The sequence below is a fragment of the Hymenobacter cheonanensis genome (assembly GCF_030581075.1).
Taxonomy (GTDB): domain Bacteria; phylum Bacteroidota; class Bacteroidia; order Cytophagales; family Hymenobacteraceae; genus Hymenobacter.
In genome coordinates, this window is sequence record NZ_JAUQSW010000001.1 from 317,280 (window position 1) to 338,727 (window position 21,448).

The 21,448-nt window shown below is 62.5% G+C and carries 14 protein-coding genes; 7 read left to right on the forward strand and 7 right to left on the reverse strand.

What is annotated here, in order from left to right:
• Window positions 1–99: 99 nt before the first annotated feature.
• A complete protein-coding gene (locus Q5H89_RS01400; protein WP_305017498.1) occupies window positions 100–798 on the forward strand; it encodes a hypothetical protein in 699 nt (232 codons plus the stop codon).
• 122 nt (window positions 799–920) lie between these two features.
• Window positions 921–3,035: a TonB-dependent receptor family protein gene (locus Q5H89_RS01405; protein ID WP_305017499.1), complete on the forward strand. Its 2,115-nt coding sequence runs from the start codon at window positions 921–923 to the stop codon at window positions 3,033–3,035.
• A gap of 353 nt (window positions 3,036–3,388) precedes the next feature.
• Here Q5H89_RS01405 and Q5H89_RS01410 read toward each other — a convergent pair whose 3' ends face one another.
• Window positions 3,389–5,530, reverse strand: coding sequence for a hypothetical protein (locus Q5H89_RS01410; protein WP_305017500.1), 2,142 nt, complete (start codon window positions 5,528–5,530; stop codon window positions 3,389–3,391).
• Between the two features lie 182 nt (window positions 5,531–5,712).
• Between Q5H89_RS01410 and Q5H89_RS01415 the strand changes: the two genes are divergently transcribed.
• Window positions 5,713–6,579 (forward strand): hypothetical protein, encoded by an 867-nt coding sequence (locus Q5H89_RS01415; RefSeq protein WP_305017501.1) that lies wholly within the window; start codon window positions 5,713–5,715, stop codon window positions 6,577–6,579.
• A 10-nt stretch (window positions 6,580–6,589) separates the two neighbouring features.
• Here the strand turns inward: Q5H89_RS01415 and Q5H89_RS01420 are convergent, their stop codons facing one another.
• The 4 genes from Q5H89_RS01420 to Q5H89_RS01435 all read right to left on the reverse strand — a co-directional run bounded on the left by Q5H89_RS01420 (window position 6,590) and on the right by Q5H89_RS01435 (window position 11,415).
• Entirely contained in the window at window positions 6,590–7,111 is a 522-nt protein-coding gene (locus Q5H89_RS01420; RefSeq protein ID WP_305017502.1) for a gluconokinase, read from the reverse strand.
• 74 nt (window positions 7,112–7,185) lie between these two features.
• Complete coding sequence (locus Q5H89_RS01425) at window positions 7,186–7,812, reverse strand: cyclase family protein (RefSeq protein ID WP_305017503.1); 627 nt, start codon at window positions 7,810–7,812, stop codon at window positions 7,186–7,188.
• 58 nt (window positions 7,813–7,870) lie between these two features.
• Window positions 7,871–10,498 carry an MGH1-like glycoside hydrolase domain-containing protein gene (locus Q5H89_RS01430; RefSeq protein ID WP_305017504.1) on the reverse strand — a complete coding sequence of 876 codons (2,628 nt, stop codon included), beginning with the start codon at window positions 10,496–10,498 and terminating at the stop codon, window positions 7,871–7,873.
• A gap of 101 nt (window positions 10,499–10,599) precedes the next feature.
• The gene (locus Q5H89_RS01435) at window positions 10,600–11,415 is read right to left on the reverse strand and encodes a glucose 1-dehydrogenase (RefSeq protein ID WP_305017505.1); all 816 of its coding nucleotides are present in this window, start codon (window positions 11,413–11,415) and stop codon (window positions 10,600–10,602) included.
• A gap of 288 nt (window positions 11,416–11,703) precedes the next feature.
• Here Q5H89_RS01435 and Q5H89_RS01440 point away from each other — a divergent pair, with 288 nt between their 5' ends.
• Complete coding sequence (locus Q5H89_RS01440; RefSeq protein WP_305017506.1) at window positions 11,704–12,078, forward strand: hypothetical protein; 375 nt, start codon at window positions 11,704–11,706, stop codon at window positions 12,076–12,078.
• Window positions 12,079–12,134: 56 nt separating this feature from the next.
• Here Q5H89_RS01440 and Q5H89_RS01445 read toward each other — a convergent pair whose 3' ends face one another.
• Together Q5H89_RS01445 and Q5H89_RS01450 are read right to left on the reverse strand one after the other, a co-directional pair.
• Complete coding sequence (locus Q5H89_RS01445; protein ID WP_305017507.1) at window positions 12,135–12,878, reverse strand: LytR/AlgR family response regulator transcription factor; 744 nt, start codon at window positions 12,876–12,878, stop codon at window positions 12,135–12,137.
• 82 nt (window positions 12,879–12,960) lie between these two features.
• Window positions 12,961–14,052, reverse strand: coding sequence for a sensor histidine kinase (locus Q5H89_RS01450; RefSeq protein WP_305017508.1), 1,092 nt, complete (start codon window positions 14,050–14,052; stop codon window positions 12,961–12,963).
• A gap of 183 nt (window positions 14,053–14,235) precedes the next feature.
• Between Q5H89_RS01450 and Q5H89_RS01455 the strand changes: the two genes are divergently transcribed.
• The 3 genes from Q5H89_RS01455 to Q5H89_RS01465 all read left to right on the forward strand — a co-directional run bounded on the left by Q5H89_RS01455 (window position 14,236) and on the right by Q5H89_RS01465 (window position 21,415).
• Window positions 14,236–16,281 carry a 7TM diverse intracellular signaling domain-containing protein gene (locus tag Q5H89_RS01455; protein WP_305017509.1) on the forward strand — a complete coding sequence of 682 codons (2,046 nt, stop codon included), beginning with the start codon at window positions 14,236–14,238 and terminating at the stop codon, window positions 16,279–16,281.
• Between the two features lie 436 nt (window positions 16,282–16,717).
• Window positions 16,718–19,861 (forward strand): SusC/RagA family TonB-linked outer membrane protein, encoded by a 3,144-nt coding sequence (locus Q5H89_RS01460; RefSeq protein ID WP_305017510.1) that lies wholly within the window; start codon window positions 16,718–16,720, stop codon window positions 19,859–19,861.
• Between the two features lie 30 nt (window positions 19,862–19,891).
• A complete protein-coding gene (locus Q5H89_RS01465; RefSeq protein WP_305017511.1) occupies window positions 19,892–21,415 on the forward strand; it encodes a RagB/SusD family nutrient uptake outer membrane protein in 1,524 nt (507 codons plus the stop codon).
• The last annotated feature ends 33 nt before the right edge of the window (window positions 21,416–21,448 follow it).

Sequence of the window (21,448 nt, forward strand, 5' to 3'; positions counted from 1 at the left end):
GGGCAGTAGTGAAGCCCGCCAGCAGCAGCTACATTTATCGGCATCAGCGGATGCCGCGCAACTGCGTAGCTTTTGTATCGCTGCTTTTGTATTTCGGCAATGAAAGCGTCTATTTACTCCAATCAGACTTTAATAGGCCACACCGACCTGCGACCCGGCGATGCGGCAATGGGCGGCGTTTATGGCGAGTTTATTCCGACTGTGGATTACTATCGCAGCGTACAAAAAACTGTTTGGGAATTTAATGCGAACACATCGCCCGATTACACTGCTTGGCAGGCATTAGCGCTTAACGTCCAACTCGAAAACGGTTACTTTCTTTTCCCAATGGGCGGCTATAGCTTTGATGATAATGTGAAATTTCCCAATGAGCCTATACAAGTTTACCTCGCCGGAATAGCCGCTGAAATATTGGAGGATTTCATCTCCTTTGACCCGCCACGCACCTTTGTAGAAGAGCCCTGGGAAGCGCTAACTATTGCGCAAAAGCTAGCGCTGGAAGCCGAATTCGGCCGCGAGTGGGGTAATATATTTAAGAGTCCTTTAGCTTCGGCCGGCAGCAGCTCAGTAGTGGTTGGCGCCCAGTTCTCCGCTTTATGCAGACTGGGCACTACGGATGATGTGCTATTTTCCGTCCGTGAATCGGCTGCGTTTACTAGCCCTTTTGCCTTGGTGCATCTCACTTGGTCGGGCAGGCAAGAGCAGAACCTATCTTTCCCCAAGATGATTTTTTTCAATTCCTTTGCTGAGTTTAAGCTCGAGCGCATGTACCCCGATAGAAGTGATTGGGAGTATTAAAGTGAGGCATGCGCGCGGCTGAATACCCGGCCAGTTATGGTGCTGTTGGCTAGATGCTGCGTTTTACCCATAAACCCCTGGCCTACCCTGGCCGTTTGGCGTAGCAACTTCCCTCCGCCTTCATGCCCCTTCGCTACCCGCTGGCTACCCTGCTGCTGGTGCCCGCCCTGCGCCTGGCGGCCCAGCAGGCCCCTAGCCCCACCGATACCCTCAACGCCCATGCCCTGCCCGGCGCCACCGTGGTAGGCTACGGCCAGCGGCTGCCGCTGCGCCGCACGGCGGCCGGCGTAAGCGTGCTCGACAATACTATTATTCAGCGCTTTAATGAAAACTCGCTGGCCTCGGCCGTGAATACGCTGCCCGGCGTGCGGCTGGAGGAGCGGGCCACCGGCAGCTACCGCATCAGCGTGCGGGGCAGCACGTTGCGCTCGCCCTTCGGGGTGCGCAACGTGAAGCTGTACTACTTCGATATTCCCTTCACGGAAGCTAATGGCACGAGCCCGCTCAACATTCTGGACCCCGCGCAGCTAGGCCGCATCGAGGTGCTGAAGGGGCCGGCGGGCAGCGTGTACGGGGCGGGCACGGGCGGCGTGGTGCGCCTCGAAAACCGCCGGCCCGCGCCCGGCCAGGCCCGCGCCCAGGTGGGCTACTCGGTGGGCTCGTATGGGCTGCGGCGCTTTGTGGCCACGGCCGAGGCTAGCCAGGCCAACGGCGACTATTGGCGCGCGCAGTACGCTCACCAGCAGCTGCACGGCTACCGCCAGCAGAGCGCCCTGCGCCGCAACGTATTCGTACTAGATGGCCAAACCTCGCCCTCCGACCGCCAGACGCTGGCCGTGCACGCGCTCTACACCGACTTGTACTACCAGCTGCCGGGCGGCCTCACGCGGGCCCAGTACGAGCAGGACCCGCGCCAGGCACGGCCCGGCACGGCAGCCAGCCCCGGCACGGTGGCCCAGCAGGCCAGCTACGCTTCGCAAACCGGACTGCTGGGACTCACGCACGAATATCGGTTTTCGGATAAGTGGCGCACCGTGGCCACGGTGTATGGCCGCAGCACCCACGTAGCCACGCCCTACCTCGTGGACTGGGAGCGCGATGCCATCCTGGGCGGCGGCGGCCGGGCAGCGCTGCACTACCGGGGCACCGTGGCCGGGCGCCCGCTGCGGGTGCAGGGCGGCGGCGAGTTTCAGGCCTCGTTTACCGATTCGCGCAGCTACCTCAACGTGGGCGGCGCGCCCACCACGCTGCGCTACGACGATGAGATAACGACCCGCACGGGCTTCGTTTTTGCGCAGGCCGACTACGAGCTGCCGGCCGGCCTGCTGCTCACGGCGGGGGCTAGCTACAACCGCCTGCGCTACCAGATTGCGCGCATCTCGTCGGCCGCCGCCAACCCGGCGGGCTACGGCGTGGCGCGCGATTTTCAGCCCCAGGTATCGCCCCGGCTGGCCTTGCTCAAAGAAATTTCCGCCAATGTCTCGGCCTACGCCAGCGTGAGCACCGGCTTCTCGCCGCCCACCGAGGCCGAGCTGCGGCCGTCGGATGGCACCATCAGCCAGGATTTGCAGGCCGAGCGCGGCACCAGCTACGAGGTGGGCAGCCGGGGCACGCTGCTGGGCGGCCGGCTCACGTTCGACGTGGCCGTGTTTGACCTGGAGCTGCGCAACACCATCGTGTCGCGCTCCGATGCGCAGGGCATCCAGCTTTTCGCCAATGCCGGCGACACCCACCAGCGCGGGGCCGAGGTGGCGGCCAGCGGCTACCTCTGGCAGCCCGCCGCGCCGGCCAACGCGGCTAGCCCGCCGGCGGGCCTGCGGGCCTGGGCCAGCTACGCCTATAATCGCTTCCGGTTTGGCAGCTACGAATCGGCCACCGGCCAGCAGTACGGCGGCAACCAGCTCACGGGCACGGCGCCGCACACCCTTAGTGCAGGGCTCGATTTCAGCCAGCAGCTCGGGTTCTACTTCAGCCCTACCGTGGGGCACCAGGCCGCGCTCCCGCTCAACGATGCTAATACCGACTACGCGACCGGCTACTGGGTGCTGGGCGGCCGGGCCGGCTGGCGCCGTACCCTGGCCGGGCGGCTCGAAGCCGACCTATACGGGGGCATCGAGAATGCCGCCGACCGCCGCTACAGCCTCGGCAACGATTTGAATGCCTTTGGCGGGCGCTACTTTCAGCCGGCACCGGGCCGCAACTACTACGCCGGGCTGCTGCTAGGCTGGCGCTGGTAGCCCGGAGGCAGGAAAAGGCACCTCCGGGATAGAAAGAGGTGGCTCGGAGATAGGAAAAGGTACCTCGAAGATAGAAAAAAGCAATTCGGAAGTACTTTTTAGTAGCTCTGAGCTGGCAAAAGGTACTTCCGAGCTAGTAAAAGGCACTTCGGGGGTAGCCGAAGTCGGTTGCACGTAAGTACGCCAGCTGGACGAACAAGCTTTTATCAGCCTTAGTGTAGAGCTTAGAGCGTGTTTGGATTTTCAATTTCCGGGTCATGCTTCGACAAGCTCAGCATGACAAAAATCGTGTTTTTTACAATTCCCAAACACGCTCTTAGTGTAGAGCTTAGCCGCGTAAGCAAGTCTTTCCTCTACAGCGTAACGCCGATGCCCGGCCCAAAAAGCAAAAACGGCTGGCCTTTGGTGAGCAGGTAGCCGCCGCCCAGGTACAGCGGAAACGTGAGCCGCGCGCCGGTGCGCACCGGCACCACCGAGCCTAGTACCACAATGCCCAGGTCGCGCTGCACATCGGTGTTGTTGGAGAGGTTAAAGGCATTCAGCGCCACGAAGCCGGCGCCGATGCGGTAGGGCCGCAGCCGGTTGATGCGGTCGGGGGCGTAGAAGCTGAGCTGCGCCAGCGTGGCCAGGCTGATGCCGCCGAAGCTGTTGTAGGTCGATTCGCCGGCGTATTTGGTGAGCAGGCCGGCCGGGAAGCTCACGCTGATGTCGAAGTTGACGTGCCGCCGCAGCACCAGCTCTATCTGCTGCGAGTAGCCCTTGCTGCTGTATTGCCGGGCATCGTTGCGCACGGTGATGATGATGCGGTACCACGCGTCGAGGTCGTAGGTTTTGCGGCCCAGCAGGTTGTTGAGGCTGAAATTGCCCACCTGGCAGTCGTTGCCCTGGTAGTAGGCGTAGCGCGGCGAGGCCTCGCCGGGGCAGATAACGAGCTGGTCCACGGTGCGCTGGTCGATGAGGTTGCCCTTGTCGTCGACGGTGCGCACGTCCATCGTCAGGTACTGGCGGCCGTAGAGGTTGCCGCTTTCATCAATGGCGTTGGCATTAAAGCTGAACACCACGTCGGGAATCGTTTTGTCGTAGAGAATCGGGCCGTTGAGCTGCGTAATGGGGTGCGCGCCATCGCCGTAGTTCACCTGCACAAAGTTGAGTGGGTGGGGCCGCTGGGCCTCCTTCACGCTCAGGCCAAAGTCGGTGGGCGTACTGCCGTCGAAGATGGTAATGCGCTTGCGCACGCTGCTCAGCGGCAGCTGCACGCGGTAGATGAGCACCTTCTCGGAGCGCGTAGATGAGTCGGAAGGCACAATATTGGCGCCGTCGAAGTGGTAGCGGCCCTTCAGCAGCGACTCGCCTTCGAGGCGTACGTCCACGGTTTCGCCGGGGTTCACGGTGGTGTTGGTGCCCCAGTCGCCGCCGCGGTGCAGCACGCTCAGGGTGGCAATGCGCGGCCGGGGCGTGATGTCGAAGTTGGTGATGTACTTGGCCACGTCGCCATCCTTGATGAAGAGGTAGCCATCGGCCTGGCGGTGGGTGTTGTACACCCGCAGCTGGCACAGCACCCGGTCGTTGGAGAGGTAGCTACGGGTGTAAAGCTCGGCCACGAGCGCGCCGCCGGGCTCCTGCTGGGCTTCCACGCGGTAAGTGTGGTGCAGCTCGAAGTTGTGGCCATCATCGAGCACAAACTCGGTGCCCTGGCTGCGGCCGGCGTCGTCGTAGGTCACATCTTTGCGCTCGGCCGTGAGAAAGCGCAGGCGGCTGGCCCGCACCGAGAAGTCGAGGCGCAGCGGCGGCAGCTGGTAGGTGAGGCGGCCGGCCCCGTCGAGGTGCGGGCGCTCGGCCAGGGCGCGCACTATTACCGTGTGGGCCCCTAGCGTATTGGGCACGAGGTGCAGAAAGAGGCCATTCTTCTCCCGGGTCAGCTTGTAGTCGATGTCCTGATTTTTGGTCCATTCGTTGGGCACGCGCACGTTGGCCACGTTGTTGGTGCTCACTTCCAGCACTTTCTCCTCCCCGATAAACAGTTCGGGGCTAGCCAGGCGAGCATCGAGAGTAGTGCGCGTGAGGGGCAGCAGGCTCACAATCTGCTGGGCCCGCGCCGGCTGGCCGGCCGAGTCGGTGGCCGGCGCAAAGGCCAGCCGCACAAACGGCGCCCCGGTGAGGTTGCGAAAGTGCAGCATACCCCGGTACTCGCCGCCAGGCCCGGCAATGAGCGAATCTTGCAGCACAAAATCGGGCGAGGGCAGCAGGCGCGGCGGGCGGCGGCCGGGCCTGGCGGGCACGAGGCGCAGCTCGGCTACCTGGTCGTCGTTGTGGTAATAAAAGTAGAGGCGAGGCTCGCCGGCCACGGTCAGCATTTGCTCGCCCAGGCTGTAGCGCACCGTGTCGAAGGTGAGTGAGAGGCTGCGCAGCAGCGGCGTAGCAGGGGCCGAGCCCTGCGCGTGGGCCACGCCGCTAAGGCAAAGCAGCAGGCAAAGCAGCCAGTATTTTTTTAGCATAACGAAGCACGAGTATTGCGCAAAGGTCCGCCCCAGGTGGCCCACGGCCCAATACAGGGCGGTATTTTTTGAAGAAACCGCCGCGTGCGCGCCGGCTGCCTCAGCTTTGCGGCCCTCGTCACTAATTGTTCAGGTCGGGCCACCATCTTTGTTCGCCTTACCCTGCCGCTTACTCGCGCTTTATGCCCCAACTCGTTACGTACTGCTTCTTGCTTACTGCCTTGCTGGGGCTAGCCCCGGCGCTGGCGGCACCCGCCGCCCCCACCGACACCATAGCCACTGCGGCGGCGCCGGTGCCGCGCCTCACTATTGGCCTGGCCAGCGCCACGCGCACTACCTATTTGCAGCGGGCCCCCGCGCCCGCCGAGGACAAGGGCTATTTCGGCACCACCCTCACCTACCAGGCTCCCCGGGGCTTCATCGGCTCGCTGTACCTCAACCACTCGTATAACTATCAGACGCTGAGCGAGCCGTTCATCAACTACGGCGAGCTGATGGCGGGCTGGCAGGCGGTGAGCAACTCCGATACTTACTGGACGGTGCAGTACGCGCGCCTTTTCGTGTACGGTGAGAGCGCGCTGGTGCAGTCGTCGCTGCGCAACGATATCAGCGCCAGCGTCACGCAGTTTTTCAGCTTCGCCACCGCCAGCCTCAGCGCCGATGTTTTTGTGGGCAGCACCCACGACGTGGTGCTGACCCTGGACCTGAGCCACCGCTTTCAGCTGCCGGTACTAGCCCACGATACCCTCTCGATAGAGCCCACCGTGGAGCTGGGCGCGGGCAGCCAGCACTTCTACGCCGCCTCGCTCGCCACCACCTCGCGGGTGCGGACGAAAAAGCGCGGCGGCACCACCACGGTGGTGACCGAGCCGGCCACGCCGGCTTTCAGCACGCTGGGCTACACACTGTCGGTGCCGGTTACGCTGGCGGCGGGGCGCTTTAGCGTGGCGGCCACCCCTAGCTACCTGCTGCCTTTGCACGTGCCAACGGGTGGCTACGACGCTTCTTTTTTTTACTTCACGCTGGGCGTGAGCCGCACTTTTTGGTAAGCAGCGCAGGCTAGGGCTGCGGCTGAGCGGGCGGCAAGGCCAGGTGCAGCTGCGCCACGGCTTGCGCCACCAGGGTTTCGGGCGGCGCATCGTCGGTGAGGCGCAGGCCGTAGGTGGGCTTTTCGAGAGTTGCCAGCTGCGAATCCAGCATATTGGCCTTCATGTAGTGCCCCTGGCGCGCTTCGAGGCGGGCGCGCAGCACGGCGGGGTCGGTATCGAGAAACACCCAATCCAGCGGCAGGCTGGCCCCGGCCTGCAAGGTTTGGCGGTAGCTCTCCTTGAGGGCTGAGCAGGCTAGCACGGCGCCGCCGGCGGCTTCCCACTCCTGCATGTGGCCAGCCAGGGTGGCTAGCCAGCCAGCGCGGTCTTCGTCGGTGAGGGGGTGGCCGGCGGCCATCTTGGCCACATTGGCGGCCGGGTGAAAGTCGTCGCCGTCATAAAACGGCCGGCCTATTTTCTGGGCCAGTAGCTGGCCCACCGTGGTTTTGCCGCTGCCCGATACGCCCATGACGACGATGTTTGCTTGTTTCATTTTCCTGCGCCGCTGCGCCCTGTATAATGGTAATCAGACTTTTCGCTTAGGAATCCACTAGGCTGCCCACCGGCTTACAAAGGCCGCAGCAGCACCCGCGCCGGGGCGCCGTCGCTGCCCACAATGCTGAGCGGCAGGCACAGCAGCTCATATTCGCCGGGCTCAATGTGCTGCAGGGATAGCCCCTCAATTACGCAAATGCCCGCGTCGAGCAGGGCGTGGTGGGCATCGGCCTTGCCTACCGAGAGGTAATCGACACCCACGCACACCACGCCCAGGTCGCGCAGGTAGCGGGCAGCATCGCTATCCAACGCCACAAAATCGGGCTTGAAGGGCTCGGTGCTCCACTCGCTGCCCGAGATGCGGGTTTTAAATAAGAGCCGCGCACCCGGCTTAATGTCAAGGCCTTGCACCTCGGCCAGGCTGATGCTTTTGGGGTCGTGGATGGCTACCACCGTGGCGGGCCCTAGCAGGCGGCCCAGGTCGAGGGTGGTACTGTCGCCGCCATCGCTGCTGAAGTGCAGCGGCGCATCGACGTGGGTGCCGGTGTGGGCACTCAGGTGCAGCTCGGTTACGTTGGCGGCGTCGCCGCGGTCCTGGCTAAGGGTGCGGCCCACGGTCACGCCGAGGTTATCGGGCCAGTGCACCATCTGGTTGCGGATGGGCGTGGTGGCATCAAGCCAGGGAGCAGGTACGGGCATTTTTTTACGGAATAGTGAGCGGTGATAGAAGGCGTATGCCGGGGCCGGGGCCGGGATGCTAGCCGTTGGTGCGGGGTTGCAACAGCTTGGCGATGAGGCCCGTCCAGCCGGTTTGGTGGCTGGCGCCCAGGCCGTAGCCAGTATCGCCGTTGAAATACTCGCTGAACGTGAGGTAATCCTTGAAATGCGGGTCGTGCCGGATAATTTCGCTAGCGCCCAGGCTGGCGCGGAAGCCGGTTTGCGGGTCGCGCAAAAACAGCATGGTTACGCGTGCCGTGAGGGCGTCGGCTACTTCGAGCAGGGTCGCAAACTGGCCTGAGTGCGTGGGGTATTCCACCTTAAAATCGTCGCCGAAATAGTGGTGAAAGCGCTGCAAGGCCTCGATGAGCAGGAAATTAACCGGCATCCAGATGGGGCCGCGCCAGTTGGAGTTGCCGCCGAAGAGCTGGGTTTCCGACTCGGCTGGCTGGTAAGCCACCGTGATATCGGTTTCGCGAAACACGTAAGGATGGTCCTTATACACCCGCGACAGGCTGCGCACGCCGTAATCGGACAAAAACTCGTTGCTATCCAACATTCTGAACAGCAGTCGCTTGAGCCGGTGGCCGCGCAACAGGCTCAGCAGGCGGCGGGCACCCTTGCCGGGCTCTTGCCAGTGGCTTACGAGCGCCGCCAAGTGCGGCCGGTTGGTGAGCAGCCAGTTCATGCGCGCCAAAAACTGCGGGGCGCTGGCTAGCAGGTCCTCATCGAGCACCTCCACCGCGAACATCGGGATGAGGCCCACCATAGTGCGCACTTTCAGCAGCTCGTGGCCGCCATCGGGGGTGTTGAGGGCGTCGTAGTAAAACTCGTCTTGCTCGTCCCAGAGGTTCAGCGCCGTGCTGCCCACGTTGGTCATGGCCTCGGCGATGTAGAGAAAGTGCTCGAAAAACTTGCTCGCCAGGTCCTGGTACACGGGGTTGGTGCGGCTCAGCTCCAGCGCAATGCGCATCATGTTGAGGGCAAACATGGCCACCCAGGCCGTGCCGTCGGCCTGCTCGAGGTAGCCGCCGTAGGGCAGCGGCGCCGAGCGGTCGAACACCCCGATATTGTCGAGCCCCAGAAAACCGCCCTCGAAGATGTTACGTCCATCGCGGTCCTTGCGATTCACCCACCACGTGAAGTTGAGCAGCAGGCGGTGAAACACGGTTTGCAGAAAGTTCACATCGCCGCCGTCACCGCGCCGCTTCTGGTCCATTTTATACACCCGGAAGGCCGCCCAGGCGTGCACCGGCGGGTTCACATCTTCGAGGCGCCACTCGTAGGCGGGCAGTTGGCCGTTGGGGTGCATGTACCAGTCGAGGCACAGCAAGCGCAGCTGGTTTTTGGCAAACGCCGAATCAATCTGGGCTAGCGGAATGCAGTGAAAAGCCAGGTCCCAGGCCGCGTACCATGGATACTCCCAGGTGTCGGGCATCGAGATAATGTCGGTGTTATCCAGGGTTTTCCAATCGGCATTACGGCCGTGCAGGCGCTCGGGCGGTGGGGCGGGCTGAGCGGGGTCGCCCACCAGCCAGCGGGCCACGTTGTAGTGGTAAAACTGCTTGCTCCACAGCATCCCGGCAAAGGCCTGGCGCTGCACCAGCCGGGCGTCGGCATCGGTGAGGTCGCGCTGAATTTCGGCGTAAAACTCGTCGGTTTCAGCCTGGCGCTGCTGCAACAGCTGCTCGAAATCGGCAAAAGGGGCGGTCTGGCCCGCCGGGCCTAGCCGCAGGCGCACCTGCCGGGTGGCCCCGGCCGCCAGGGTAAGCTGGTGGTGCGCCGCCGCCTTGGTGCCGGCCAGGGCCGGATTCACGGCATCGGGCTGGCCCTCAACCAGGTATTGGTTTATGCCGTCTTTGAAAAACTGCTCGGGCGAGGGCGCATGAAACAGCCGCTCGGTATTGGTATTGTTGTCGCAAAACAGCCACTGCGCGCCATCTTCGGCGTAGCAAGCCAACTCGCCCAGGTCGCGGTGGCTCACCTGCACGGGGCCGCCGGCCGGGGCCGCCAGGCTGGGGCGGTAGTCGTCTTCGCCCCAGGCCCAGGTATTGCGAAACCAGAGCTGCGGCAGCACGTGCAGCGCCGCCTCTTCGGGCCCCCGGTTCACGATGGTGTACCGCACCAGCAGGTCGTCGGGGCCAGCCTTGGCATACTCCACAAACACGTCGAAATACCGGCTTTGGTCGAAAATACCCGTGTCGAGCAGCTCGTATTCGGGCTGCCGGCGGTCGCGCTTCGCGTTTTCGGCCACCAGCTTCTCGTAAGGAAAAGCCGCCTGCGGGTATTTATAAAGCAGCTTTTGGTACGAGTGCGTGGGGGTGCTGTCGAGGAAGTAGTAAATCTCCTTCACATCCTCGCCGTGGTTGCCCTCGGTGCCGCCCAAGCCAAAAAGCTGCTCTTTGAGGATGGCATCCTGGCCGTTCCAGAGGGCTAGCCCCAGGCACAGGCGCTGGCCGTCGTCGCAGAAGCCAGCTAGGCCTTCCTCGCCCCAGCGGTAGGCACGGCTGCGGGCTTGGTCGTGGGTGGTGTAGTTCCAGGCATCGCCGCCGGCCGAATAGTCTTCGCGCACCGTACCCCACTGGCGCTCAGATAGGTATGGGCCAAATTTACGCCACGGCTGCTGGTCGGTATCGGCTTCGAAGAGGCGCTGGTGTTCGGCAGTCATTTGCTAGTGCTAAGAAATCAGGAAGGAGGAATAAAGAATTGATGCTGAGAAACCTGCGAAGCAATCCTTCATTCCTCATTCCCAACTCTCAGCTCATTCTCCTAGCCCCCATCGGCGAAGCCGGGATACAGAGTCATGCCGCCATCCATAAAAATGGTCTGGCCCGTTATGTAGTCGGCCTCATCGGAGGCTAGCCAGGCGGCCAGCTCGCCAATGTCGGCGGGGTCGCCCACGCGGTTGTACGGAATCAGCTCCAACAGCGCTTTTTCTTCCTCGGGCGTGTCGCGGGCCGAGAGGTTGATGGGCGTGGCAATGGCGCCGGGCGCAATGCTGTTGACCCGGATTTTGCGGGGCGCCAGCTCCTGGGCCGTGCTTTTCATAAGCTGCATGATGCCACCCTTGCTGCTGGCGTAGTTCACGTGGCCAGCCCACGGAATGACTTCGTGCACGCTGCTCATGCAGATAATTTTGCCGAGCGCCTTGCTTACTTCGGGCTGCGGGCCGCGCCGCACAAACTCGCGGGCGGCTTCGCGCACGCACAAGAACTGGCCGGTCAGGTTCACGTCAATCACCTTCTGCCACTGCGCCAGGGTCATGTCGAGAAAAGGCGAATCGACCTGAATGCCGGCGTTCGACACCACAATGTGCAGGGTGCCAAATTTCTCGATGGCCTGCTTGAACATGGCCTGCACCTGGTCTTCCTGGCTCACGTCGGCCTTTATGACGAGGGCCGTGCCGCCGGCATCGGTAATGACTTTGGCCGTGGCATTGGCCCCGTCGAGGTCATGGCCGTAGTTGACGACAACACCGGCGCCATAAGCGGCCAGCGCCACGGCCACGGCCGCCCCGATGCCGGAGCTAGCCCCCGTGACGAGGGCAAACTGCCCCGCCAGGCGGGGATGAGGATTTTGGGGCATGAAAAAAGATTGGGGGAAAGGGGAAAACCGCCGGCCCGGCCGCAGCCGGCTGGCTAGCTTAGGCTCAAAGACGCAGTTTGTGGGGCAGAGGTTTTGGCGCAGGGGCACCTTCATGCGCCCCTCATGCAGCGGGCGGCCGTGTAAATTGGTATCGGGCACCTAATAGCGGCGCCTGGGCACCAGGGCTACGCTGCTGGTGTTAGGTGCAAGCTGCCGCGCGCCTTGGCCGGTACTTTTGCGGCCGGGCCAGGTTTTCTACCCCTAGCCACCTTGGCAGCTGCTTTTAGTATGCGTACTCACTTTTTGGCGCTGGCCTTGCTGGCGGCCACTCTCCTTTATACCGACCTGCGGGCGCAAGCCCTGCCCGAAGTGGTGGTGCTGGGCCGCGCGGGCAAGCGCACCGGCGTGCTGCGGCAACTCAACCTGAGCCCGGCGCAGGTGGCGCGCATCAACACGCTTATCGACGAGAACAAGGCCCTGCGCAAGCAGCGCCTCACCCACCGCCCCGACGAAACCGAGCACGCCCGCCGCCAGGCGCAGGAAGCCGATTTTGAAACCAAGCTCGGCGCCGTGCTCACCCCTAGCCAGCTTGACAAATACCAGGAGCTGCGCGGCCTCAAGCCCAGCCGCCCTTTGCCCGAAATGCGCGTGCCCGGCCAATAGGTAGCAATGAGTGCTTTCTTTACTCGCTGATTGACGCCTAGTACCTGTTTAGTAGCTTACGTCCAGCGGCTCAAAAACTGGGCGAAGGCTTCTTTGTATTGCTCGCCCACCGGAATGGTTTCGGTACCAATCTGAACGGTGAGACGGCGCACGGCCTCAATTTTATCGAGCGCCACGATAAACGAGCGGTGAATGCGCAGGAAGCGCCGGGCGGGCAGCTTCTCTTCCATCGCCCGCAGGCTCATGAGCGAAAGCAAGGCCCGGGGCGTGCTCTTAAGGTGCACTTTCACGTAGTCTTTCAACCCCTCCACGTACAGAATATCGCTCAGGGCCACGCGCACGAGCTGGTATTCTACTTTCAGAAAAATGTGCTCTTCTTCGGGCGTGGGCGCGGCGGCCGGTGCCGTTTCGGCGCTGGCGTGGGCTAGCTCGGCGTAGGCGCGGGCTTTTTGGGCGGCCCGCAAAAACTCTTCGTAGTTGAAGGGCTTCACGAGGTAGTCCAGGGCATCGACCTTGTAGCCATCGAGAGCATACTGCGGAAAAGCAGTGGTGAAAATGATGCGCGGCGGCGCGGCCTGCTGGCCCAGCACCCGGGCCAGCTCCAGGCCGGTAAGCTCCTGCATCTGAATATCAAGAAAGGCCACGTCGACCTTTTCGGTAAGCTCGTGCAGGCCCTGCAAGGCCTCCACGCCACTGCCGTAGCGGCCCACCAGCTTCAAAAAAGGCGTTTGCTCGATAAACGTGCAGAGGAGCGCCAGCGCGAGCGGCTCATCATCGACGGCGATGCAGGAAACGGACATGGGCAGAGAGGATGCGTGTTGAATAGGAAGAAGACTAGCCTACGTGGCAGCGGCAGAATGGGATAAGGATGCCAGGGGCAGTTCAGGCCGTTACTTGCAGGCTGAGGGTGACCTCAAACTCATTATCGGGCGTTTTCTCGTTGACTTGCAGCGTGTAGTGGCCGGGATACAGCAAATCGAGGCGGCGGCGGGTATTTACGAGGCCAATGCCGTTGGAGCCGGCCAGGTCGGTGCCGTTGCTGGGAAACAAGGTATTGCGCACCACTATCGACAGTAAGTCGGCGGCAGGCTGGCTCAGGCCGATGTAGATGCGGCTAGGGGCCGTGGCGGCCACCCCGTGCTTGAAGGCATTCTCGACAAACGGCAGCAGCATCATGGGCGCAATAAGCACCTCGCGCACCGGCTCGGGGTGGTCGAATACCACCTGCACGCGGTCGGTAAGGCGCAGCTGCATCAGTGTGATGTAATCCTGAATAAAAGCCACCTCCTGGCTGAGGCGGGCGTGGCCCGAAGCCGTGTCGTAGAGCACGTAGCGCATCATGCGCGAGAGGCGGTGCAGGGCCGCCCGCGCCCGCTCGCCGTCGATGAGCGTGAGCGAGTAGATGTTATTGAGCGTATTGAAGAAGAAGTGCGGGTTTATCTGGGCCTTGAGCATGGCCAGCTCGGCCTCGGTGCGCTGCTGGTCGAGGCGCTCGCGCAGGCGGGCTTCCTGCTGCCAGTGCTGCACCACCGTGATGGCCGTGGCAATGCCCAGCACCAGCAGCGTAATGAGCAGGCCCACCAGGTCGAAATAATTGCCCCGGGGCCGCGCCGGGCCACGCCGCCCAAACCCCTCGCCCGCCGCCCGAAAGGCGGCGTGCAGCAGCTCGGGCAGGTTCAGGGCATTATCGAGGCCCCGGCTCAGCAGCATTACCACCGCCGCCGTGAGAGCCAACACCAGCACAAACCAGCCGCTGTGGCCGCGCAGCAGCAGGCGCGGCACGCTCAGGCGCGCCGTGAGGTAGAAGGCGCTCATCCACAGCAGCAGTAGCGCGCCCTGCTTCACCCAGTATTCGGTGGGCAGCACCACCCGCCCCTGCATGGGCTGAAAAAGCAGCAGCGCCAGGGCCAGCAGCCCCCACGCCAGCACGTGGATGAGCGGGGTAAGGAAGCGTTGAAAAGAAAATACGGCCATAGCAATAGTAAGTAAGCGCGCCAAAAGTAGCCGCCCACCCGCCCCACCCCGCCCCCGCCCGACCACCGGGCCGATTGTGCCGACTGCGGGCCGGCTTTTGCCGGTCGGCGGGTCATCATTTTTTGTTACTTTTACTACCCTTCTCCCGTGCGCGTCCCTTTCCCACCCAAACGCACTTCGCTCTTGTTACTTTTCCACTCCTCTCTTCGCTGGCTGGCGTGCCTGGCCAGCCGCAGCCTGCCGGGCCGTGGCCTGGCCGGCTGGCCCCACTTAGCGGGTCTGGTTTTGCTGCTGGCACTGGCCCGCCCGGCTGCCGCCGCCCCCGAAGACACGCTGGTGGCTAGCCCCACCCACCCCGCCCAGTTTTTGGACGACCGGTTTTACAGCGTGCTCGAAGACCCGAGCGGCCGCCTGGGCTTAAGTCAAATAAGCAGCCCGGCCTGGGCCCGGCGCTTTACCACGCTCGTGGGCACCCGGCGGCCGCCCAATATGCAGCACCCGCGCAGCACCTACTGGCTGCGCTTTACGGTGAGAGCCGCCGCGGGCCCGGCCAGCGACTGGTACCTGGAGCTGTATGACTCGCACATTGGGGCGGCTACGCTGTTTCGGCCGCGCGGCGGCCCCGGCGCAGGCGGCGCCCTGGCCTACGATAGCGTGCTGACGGGGGCTAGCTACCCGTTTGCCACGCGCCCGCTGCCCTACAAAAACTTCCTGTTCGACCTGCCTTTGCGCCACGGCCAGCCGGTAACCTACTACCTGCGCCTGCGCTCCGACTCGCCCAACAGCTTCCGGGCCATGCTGCACAGCGGCCCCGGCCTGCTGCCCGAAATGAGCCTGCAATACTGGCTGCTGGGCGGCTTCTACGGCATCCTGTTTATCATGCTGGTTTACAATCTTTTCCTGTATTTCTTTTTACAGGAAAAGTCGTACCTCTACTACGTGCTCTACGTGCTGAGCGGGGCGCTGCTGTTTTTGTCGGAAGACGGGCTAGGGTTTCAATACCTGTGGCCGGGCAGCGCGCCGGTCAACCACTTCATTGCGGTGGCGGCGCCGGTGCTGCTGCTGCTCACCTTTGCCCAGTACGCCCGCTCGTTTCTCGATGCGGGCGCCCGCCTGCCCCACCTCGACCGCCTCATCCGCTGGGTGGTATCGCTGAGCGGCGCGCTGCTGGTGCTCGATGCCGCGCTCATTCACTCGGGCTTTAGCTTTTGGCTGTATCTGCTGCCCTACGGGCTGCTGTATTACGCGGCCTGGCGCGCTTACCGGGGTGGGCTGCGCGCAGCGCGCTACCTGCTGCTGGCCCAGGCACTGGTGGCGGGCAGCCTGGCATTTCTCATCAGCCGCAAGCTGGGCATCGAGTTTTACAACAACGTGTACACCGTGTACAGCCTCAACGCGGCGTTTGTAGTGGAGGTGGCCGTGCTCAGCTACGCGCTGGCCGATAAGATTAAGAGCCTGATGGACACCACGCTGCACACGCAGCGGCGCCTGCTTAAGCAGCTGCGCAAGCGCCACCAGGCCCAGGACCAGCTGGTGGAGCAGCTGCGCGAAAACCAGGCGCTCAAAGACCAGCTCAACACCGAGCTGGAAGCCCTAGTAGCCCGCCGCACCGACGAGCTGCGCCAGCAAAACGATACCATCGCGGCCCAAAACCGCGAACTGCTCGAAACCAACAGCCTGCTGGCCCTGCAATCGGCTGCCATTGAGCAGCTCAACCGCGACCTGAGCCGCGATTTGCAAGACCAGAAGGAGGCGCGCCTGCAAGCCCGCGAGTTCGATTTTGGCGAGTTCAGCCAGCTGTATCCCGACAAGGATGCCTGCCTGCGCTACCTCGCCGACCTGAAGTGGCAGCACGGCTACCGCTGCCGCAAGTGCGGCCACGAAAAGAGCTGCGAGGCCCGCGAGCCCTTCGCCCGCCGCTGCACCCGCTGCCGCTACGTAGAGTCGGCCACCACGGGCACGCTGCTTCAGAAATGCAAGTTTCCCATCGTGAAGGCGCTCTACGCGGTGTTCCTGCTGCACGCCCACCGGGGCCGCTACGCCCCCGCCGAACTGGCCCGGGTGCTGGAGCTTCGCCCCGCTACGAGCTGGGCTTTTGCCCAAAAAGTACTGGCCGCCCTAGACCGCCGCCGCCAGGCGCCCGACTACGACGAGAGCGAATCGTGGACGCACGTGCTCTTCGACGACACGGCTAATGCCGATATGGAACCCGAGTTGGAAACGGCCTAGACTGGCCTGGCGGGCCGGTTTGGACCCGTCACAAAAAAAGAAGGCTGAAAACGCTAAATTTTTAGGCCCAGGGGCGTTGTTTTTTAGCCTCACTCTTTCTACACCTAAAACCCTGCCCAGCACTTTTAAACCACCAAAGGCCGCCAAGCTGCGTGTGTGCTAGGTGTAATTGCCGGTAGTGCCAAAGCGATAAAAGTGCTTTTCTAGGCGATTTAGGCAGAATCGGGGTTGTTTTTTTACAAAACACCCTCGCTACTTTTGACCAGAAGATTCGGCGACCTCTTTTAACTGGCAACGCGCTTTTCACTTGCTCCGCAATCGTTGCCGGCTCCGCAACCGATTGCAGAATTTTCACCCTGAAGTCTTTCCGTTCAGCTTACGTGGTAGGCTTACCGGCTACTTTTTTATCCTTTCCCACCCTTTTTTCACTCATAGCATGAAGCGAAAGCTTTACCTAGCCCCGTCGTTTCGACATACTGCGATGCTGCTAGCCTGCGGGCTACCAGTGGCTGCGGGGGCCACCACTCCGCTCTTGCCCACCTCGGCCCTACACGTACTGGTTGATATACCCATTGCGGGCCGGGTAGTGGGGTCCAAGGGTGAACCCCTGCCGGGCGTAACCGTGCTGGTGCGTGGCACTACCATTGGCAGCACCACCGATGCGGATGGCCGCTTTGCCCTGCGGGCTCCCGAGGGCAGCACGCTGCTGTTCAGCTTTATTGGCTACGTAGGCCAGCCCGTGCTGGTTACGAGCGCCAATGCCTCGAACGTGAGCGTAACCATGCGCGAGGACACGCAGAAGCTCAATGAGGTAGTAGTAGTAGGCTACGGCACCCAGGAGCGCGGCAGCGTAACGGGCGCTATCTCCTCCGTAAACGGCGCCGAACTGACGCGCCAGCCGGTGCCCGACGTAACGCAGGCCTTGCAGGGCAAGGTAGCGGGCGTTACGATTACCTCCAACGGCGGCACGCCGGGTGGCTCTGCCGGTAGCTCGGTACGCGTTCGCGGTATCACCTCGGCGGGCAACAACTCCCCGCTGTACGTTATCGACGGCTTTCCCATCGCCACCTCTACGGACGGCAATGGCAATGCCACCGGCAACGAGCTGCAAGGCATCAGCCCGGACGACATCGAAACGATTGACGTACTGAAAGATGCGTCGGCTACTGCTATCTACGGGGTGCGCGCCGCCAACGGGGTAGTACTCATTACCACCAAGCACGGCAAGGCCGGCCAGTCGAGCGTAAACGTGAACGCCTACGCCGGCGTGCAAACGGTGGCCCGCCGCCTGAGCCTGCTCAATGCTGAGCAGTACGCAGTTATCAACAACGAAAGCCGCATTGCGGCGGGCAAGCCCATTGTGGTAGACCGCCTGCGCGACCCGGCTTCGCTAGGAGCCGGCACCAACTGGCAGGACCTGGTGTTCCGCCGTGCCCAGATTCAGAACTACTCGCTAGGGGTGACGGGCGGCAGCGACAAGGCCAGCTATGCCCTGTCGGCCTCGTACTTTCAGCAGGATGGTATCGTTATCGGCTCAAACTTTGAGCGTTATACGCTGCGTGCTAACGGCGAAGTAAAAATCGGCCGGCTGCTGAAGGTGGGGAACAACATTCAACTCACTCACCTCTCCGACCGCCAGGTAACGACGAACAGCGGCGAGTACGGCACCATTCAGCAGCTCATCCGGATTCCGGCCATTATCCAGCCCTACCGCTCGGATGGGTACTGGTACGAGCCCACCGGCAGCACCGATAACTTTATCGAGGAGAACCCGCTGGCCAGCGCCCAGCGCAACGACCAGCGCTACGTGCAAAATCGGATTCTCACTACTTTTTACGCTGAGTTAGAGCCGTTTAAGGGCCTGCGCATCCGCTCCAACGTGGGGGCCGACCTGCTCTTCAGCGCGTTCAACTCCTTTGCGCCCTCGGCGCCGCCTTTCCCCGGTGTTACGTCGCGCTATGCCACGGCCGGCGCCTCGGCTACCTCGTCCTACGCCCCTAGCTACCTCATCGAGAACACGGCTACGTATGACAAGCTCATTGCCGATAAGCACCAGGTAACCTTCCTGTTGGGCCAGTCGGCGCAGGAGTTTAACTACAGCAACGTAGAAGCCTACCGCACGGGCTACCTGCGCAACGACCTGCGCGTAATCAACGCCGGCCCCATCAACACGCTGCTGGCCAACGCGGGCTTTATCAGCTCGCCGCAGCACCTGGCCAGCTACTTCGGCCGCCTCAACTACGAGTTTGCCGGTAAGTACCTGTTCTCGGCCGTGGCGCGCTACGACGGCTCGTCGGTGTTCCCTCCCGGCGAGAAATTCGGCTTCTTCCCCGGCGCCTCGGTGGGTTGGCGCATCTCGGAGGAAGAATTCCTCAAGGGCAACCGCGCCATCAGCAACCTGAAGATTCGCGCCGGCTACGGCCGGGTAGGTAACCCCCTGAACGCCGGGCGCTACGCTTACCTGTACTCAATTAACTTCGGCATCACCTATCCGTTTGGCCCCGAGGCCCAGACTATCAACACGGGCGGTGCCCCCACGCGCCTGGCCAACCCCAACCTGCGCTGGGAGAATAACAACCAAGCCAACATTGGCCTGGACCTGGGCTTCCTGGACAATCGCATTGAGGCCTCGATTGACGTCTATAATCGTAATTCGCCCAACCTGATTGCGCCCGTGCCGGTGTCCTACGCCTCGGGCACCTACGAGAACGTGAACACCAACGCGGCCTCGGCCTACAACCGTGGTATCGACTTCTCGCTGAACACCCGCAACTTCATTGGCTCAAACGGCGGCTTCAACTGGTCGACCTCCGTGACGGTATCGGCGTTCAAAACCAAGCTCGAATCGCTGGGCCAGGGCGTGCCCTACAACGGCCCCGGCACCCTAGCCGGCGACCCCATCATCCGCTACGACGCGGGCCAGCCCTTCGGCTCGTTCTTCGGCTACGTGGCCGACGGCCTGTTCCAGACGGCTGATGAGGTAACCAAGGCTGCCAAGCAGGAAAACGGCACGGCCCCCGGCGACATTCGCTTCAAGGACCTCAACGGCGATGGCGTTATCAACGCGGCCGACCGCACGTTCATTGGCAAGCCCAACCCCAACTTCTCGTTTGGTATCACCAACACGTTGAACTATAAAGGCTTCGACCTGAGTTTCTTCATCAACGGCGCCCAGGGCAACCAGATTTACAACCAGAACCGCTACCTGCTCGAAAGTGCGCTCTACGGTAGCTTCAGCGGCGGCACCATTACCCTCAACCGCTGGACCGGCCCGGGCACCAGCAACGACGTGCCCCGCGCCATCGACTCGGACCCCAACCGCAACCTGCGCGTGTCGAGCCACTTCGTGGAAGACGGCTCGTTTATCCGCCTCAAAAACGTAACGTTTGGCTACACCCTGCCCCAGAGCCTGCTCAGCCGCGTCGGCTCTAAACAGATTCGCTTCTACGTGACCGGCCAGAACCTGCTCACCCTCACCCACTACACGGGCTTCGACCCGGAGGTGAGCGCCAGCGGTGTCGACCTGGGCATTTACCCGCAGGCGCGGGTGTTCACGGGCGGTGTCAACATCGGGTTCTAATTCTCGCTCTTGTCTATTCCCACTCAATCCATGATTATCTCTAAGTACACCTGCGGCGTATTTCTGCTGTCGCTAGGCCTATTGGGCAGCTGCACCAGCAAGTTTCTCGAAGAATCTCCTTCGGACCAGATTACGGACGCCAACTTTTATAAAACGCAAAACGATGCCATCCAGGCCGTAACGGCCTGCTACAGCGAACTCACCAAGGAAGGCCAGTACAACGCGGCCCTGTGGGGCATGGATATCGGGGCCGATATTTCGACCACGGGCGGCGGCGGCGGCAGCGACGGCATCGAGTACACGCAGCTCGACGACTACAATATTCCGTCGAACAACTTCGTGATTACCCGCCTCTGGCAGGGCTCGTACATCTCGGTGCAGCGCTGCAACATCGTGCTGCAAAAGGTGCCGCTCATCGCGGGTATGGACCCCGCCATTCAGAAGCGCTGCCTGGGCGAGGCGCAGTTTATCCGGGCCAAGATGTACTTTGACCTGGTGCGGGCCTACGGCGACATTCCCCTGTACACCACCCCGCCCACCGGCATCGACCAGGTAAACATTGCCCGCTCGCCGCAGGCCGATGTGTACAAGGTGATTGAGAGCGACCTGACGGCCGCCATCGGCAACCTGCCGGCCTCGTACAGCGGCGCCGACCTAGGCCGCGCCACCAAGTGGGCCGCGCAAGGCCTGCTAGCCAAGGTGCTGCTCACAGAGGGCAAAAAAGCCGAGGCTGCTACGCAGGCCCAGGCCGTTATCGACAACTCGGGCAAGACGATGTGGGCCAACTACGGCGATAACTTCGTGGTAGCCAACGAGAACAACAACGCCAAGGAGTCACTGTTTGAGGTGCAGTTTACCAACGGCCGCAACCAGTACGACCGCAACAACGTGGGCTCGTCGATGAACCAGTTTTTCGCGCCCCGCCGCGGCGGCCTTGTGCCAGCCGGCGATGGCTACGGCTTCAACGTGCCCGAGCCCGACTTCGTGGCGGGCTACGAAACCGGCGATACCCGCAAGGCCGTGAGCGTGTGGGTGCCCGGCGATGTGTCGCCCAACGGCAGCATTCAGCCCAAGAGCCTACCGGGCTCGCCCTTCGGCTTCGATTGCAAGAAGTGGTTTGTAGGCATGGTGAACACCAACATCTGGGATTCGCCCCAGAACGTGCCGGTGCTGCGCCTGGCCGAGATGTACCTGATTGTGGCCGAGGGCCTGGGCGGCACCACCGCCGGCTACGAGGCCCTCAACAAGGTGCGCCGCCGTGCCTTTGGCCTCGACTACACCGTGGCCTCTTCGCGTGACCTGAACGCAGGCAATACGCCCAACTTCCAGGATGCCGTAATCCGGGAGCGCAAGTATGAGCTAGCATTTGAGTTTGACCGCTGGTTTGACATGAAGCGCACCAAAACCCTCATCTCGGGCATGACGGCCCAGTCGGCCTACCTGGCCACGGTGGGCGTGCGGCGCGGTATTCCGACCGACAAAAATTACGTGCTGCCCATTCCGCAAACGGAGCTGGACGCCAACCCCAAACTTGTGCAAAACCCAGGCTACTAAGCCGCTTTTTTAAAAAATCTCAGCTTAGTCTTT

Coding starts and splice junctions, on each gene's coding strand:
- Q5H89_RS01400 (WP_305017498.1), top strand. CDS start 100: ATGAAAGCGTCTATTTACTCCAATCAGACTTTAATAGGCCACACCGAC.
- Q5H89_RS01405 (WP_305017499.1), top strand. CDS start 921: ATGCCCCTTCGCTACCCGCTGGCTACCCTGCTGCTGGTGCCCGCCCTG.
- Q5H89_RS01410 (WP_305017500.1), bottom strand. CDS start 5,530: ATGCTAAAAAAATACTGGCTGCTTTGCCTGCTGCTTTGCCTTAGCGGC.
- Q5H89_RS01415 (WP_305017501.1), top strand. CDS start 5,713: ATGCCCCAACTCGTTACGTACTGCTTCTTGCTTACTGCCTTGCTGGGG.
- Q5H89_RS01420 (WP_305017502.1), bottom strand. CDS start 7,111: ATGAAACAAGCAAACATCGTCGTCATGGGCGTATCGGGCAGCGGCAAA.
- Q5H89_RS01425 (WP_305017503.1), bottom strand. CDS start 7,812: ATGCCCGTACCTGCTCCCTGGCTTGATGCCACCACGCCCATCCGCAAC.
- Q5H89_RS01430 (WP_305017504.1), bottom strand. CDS start 10,498: ATGACTGCCGAACACCAGCGCCTCTTCGAAGCCGATACCGACCAGCAG.
- Q5H89_RS01435 (WP_305017505.1), bottom strand. CDS start 11,415: ATGCCCCAAAATCCTCATCCCCGCCTGGCGGGGCAGTTTGCCCTCGTC.
- Q5H89_RS01440 (WP_305017506.1), top strand. CDS start 11,704: ATGCGTACTCACTTTTTGGCGCTGGCCTTGCTGGCGGCCACTCTCCTT.
- Q5H89_RS01445 (WP_305017507.1), bottom strand. CDS start 12,878: ATGTCCGTTTCCTGCATCGCCGTCGATGATGAGCCGCTCGCGCTGGCG.
- Q5H89_RS01450 (WP_305017508.1), bottom strand. CDS start 14,052: ATGGCCGTATTTTCTTTTCAACGCTTCCTTACCCCGCTCATCCACGTG.
- Q5H89_RS01460 (WP_305017510.1), top strand. CDS start 16,718: ATGAAGCGAAAGCTTTACCTAGCCCCGTCGTTTCGACATACTGCGATG.
- Q5H89_RS01465 (WP_305017511.1), top strand. CDS start 19,892: ATGATTATCTCTAAGTACACCTGCGGCGTATTTCTGCTGTCGCTAGGC.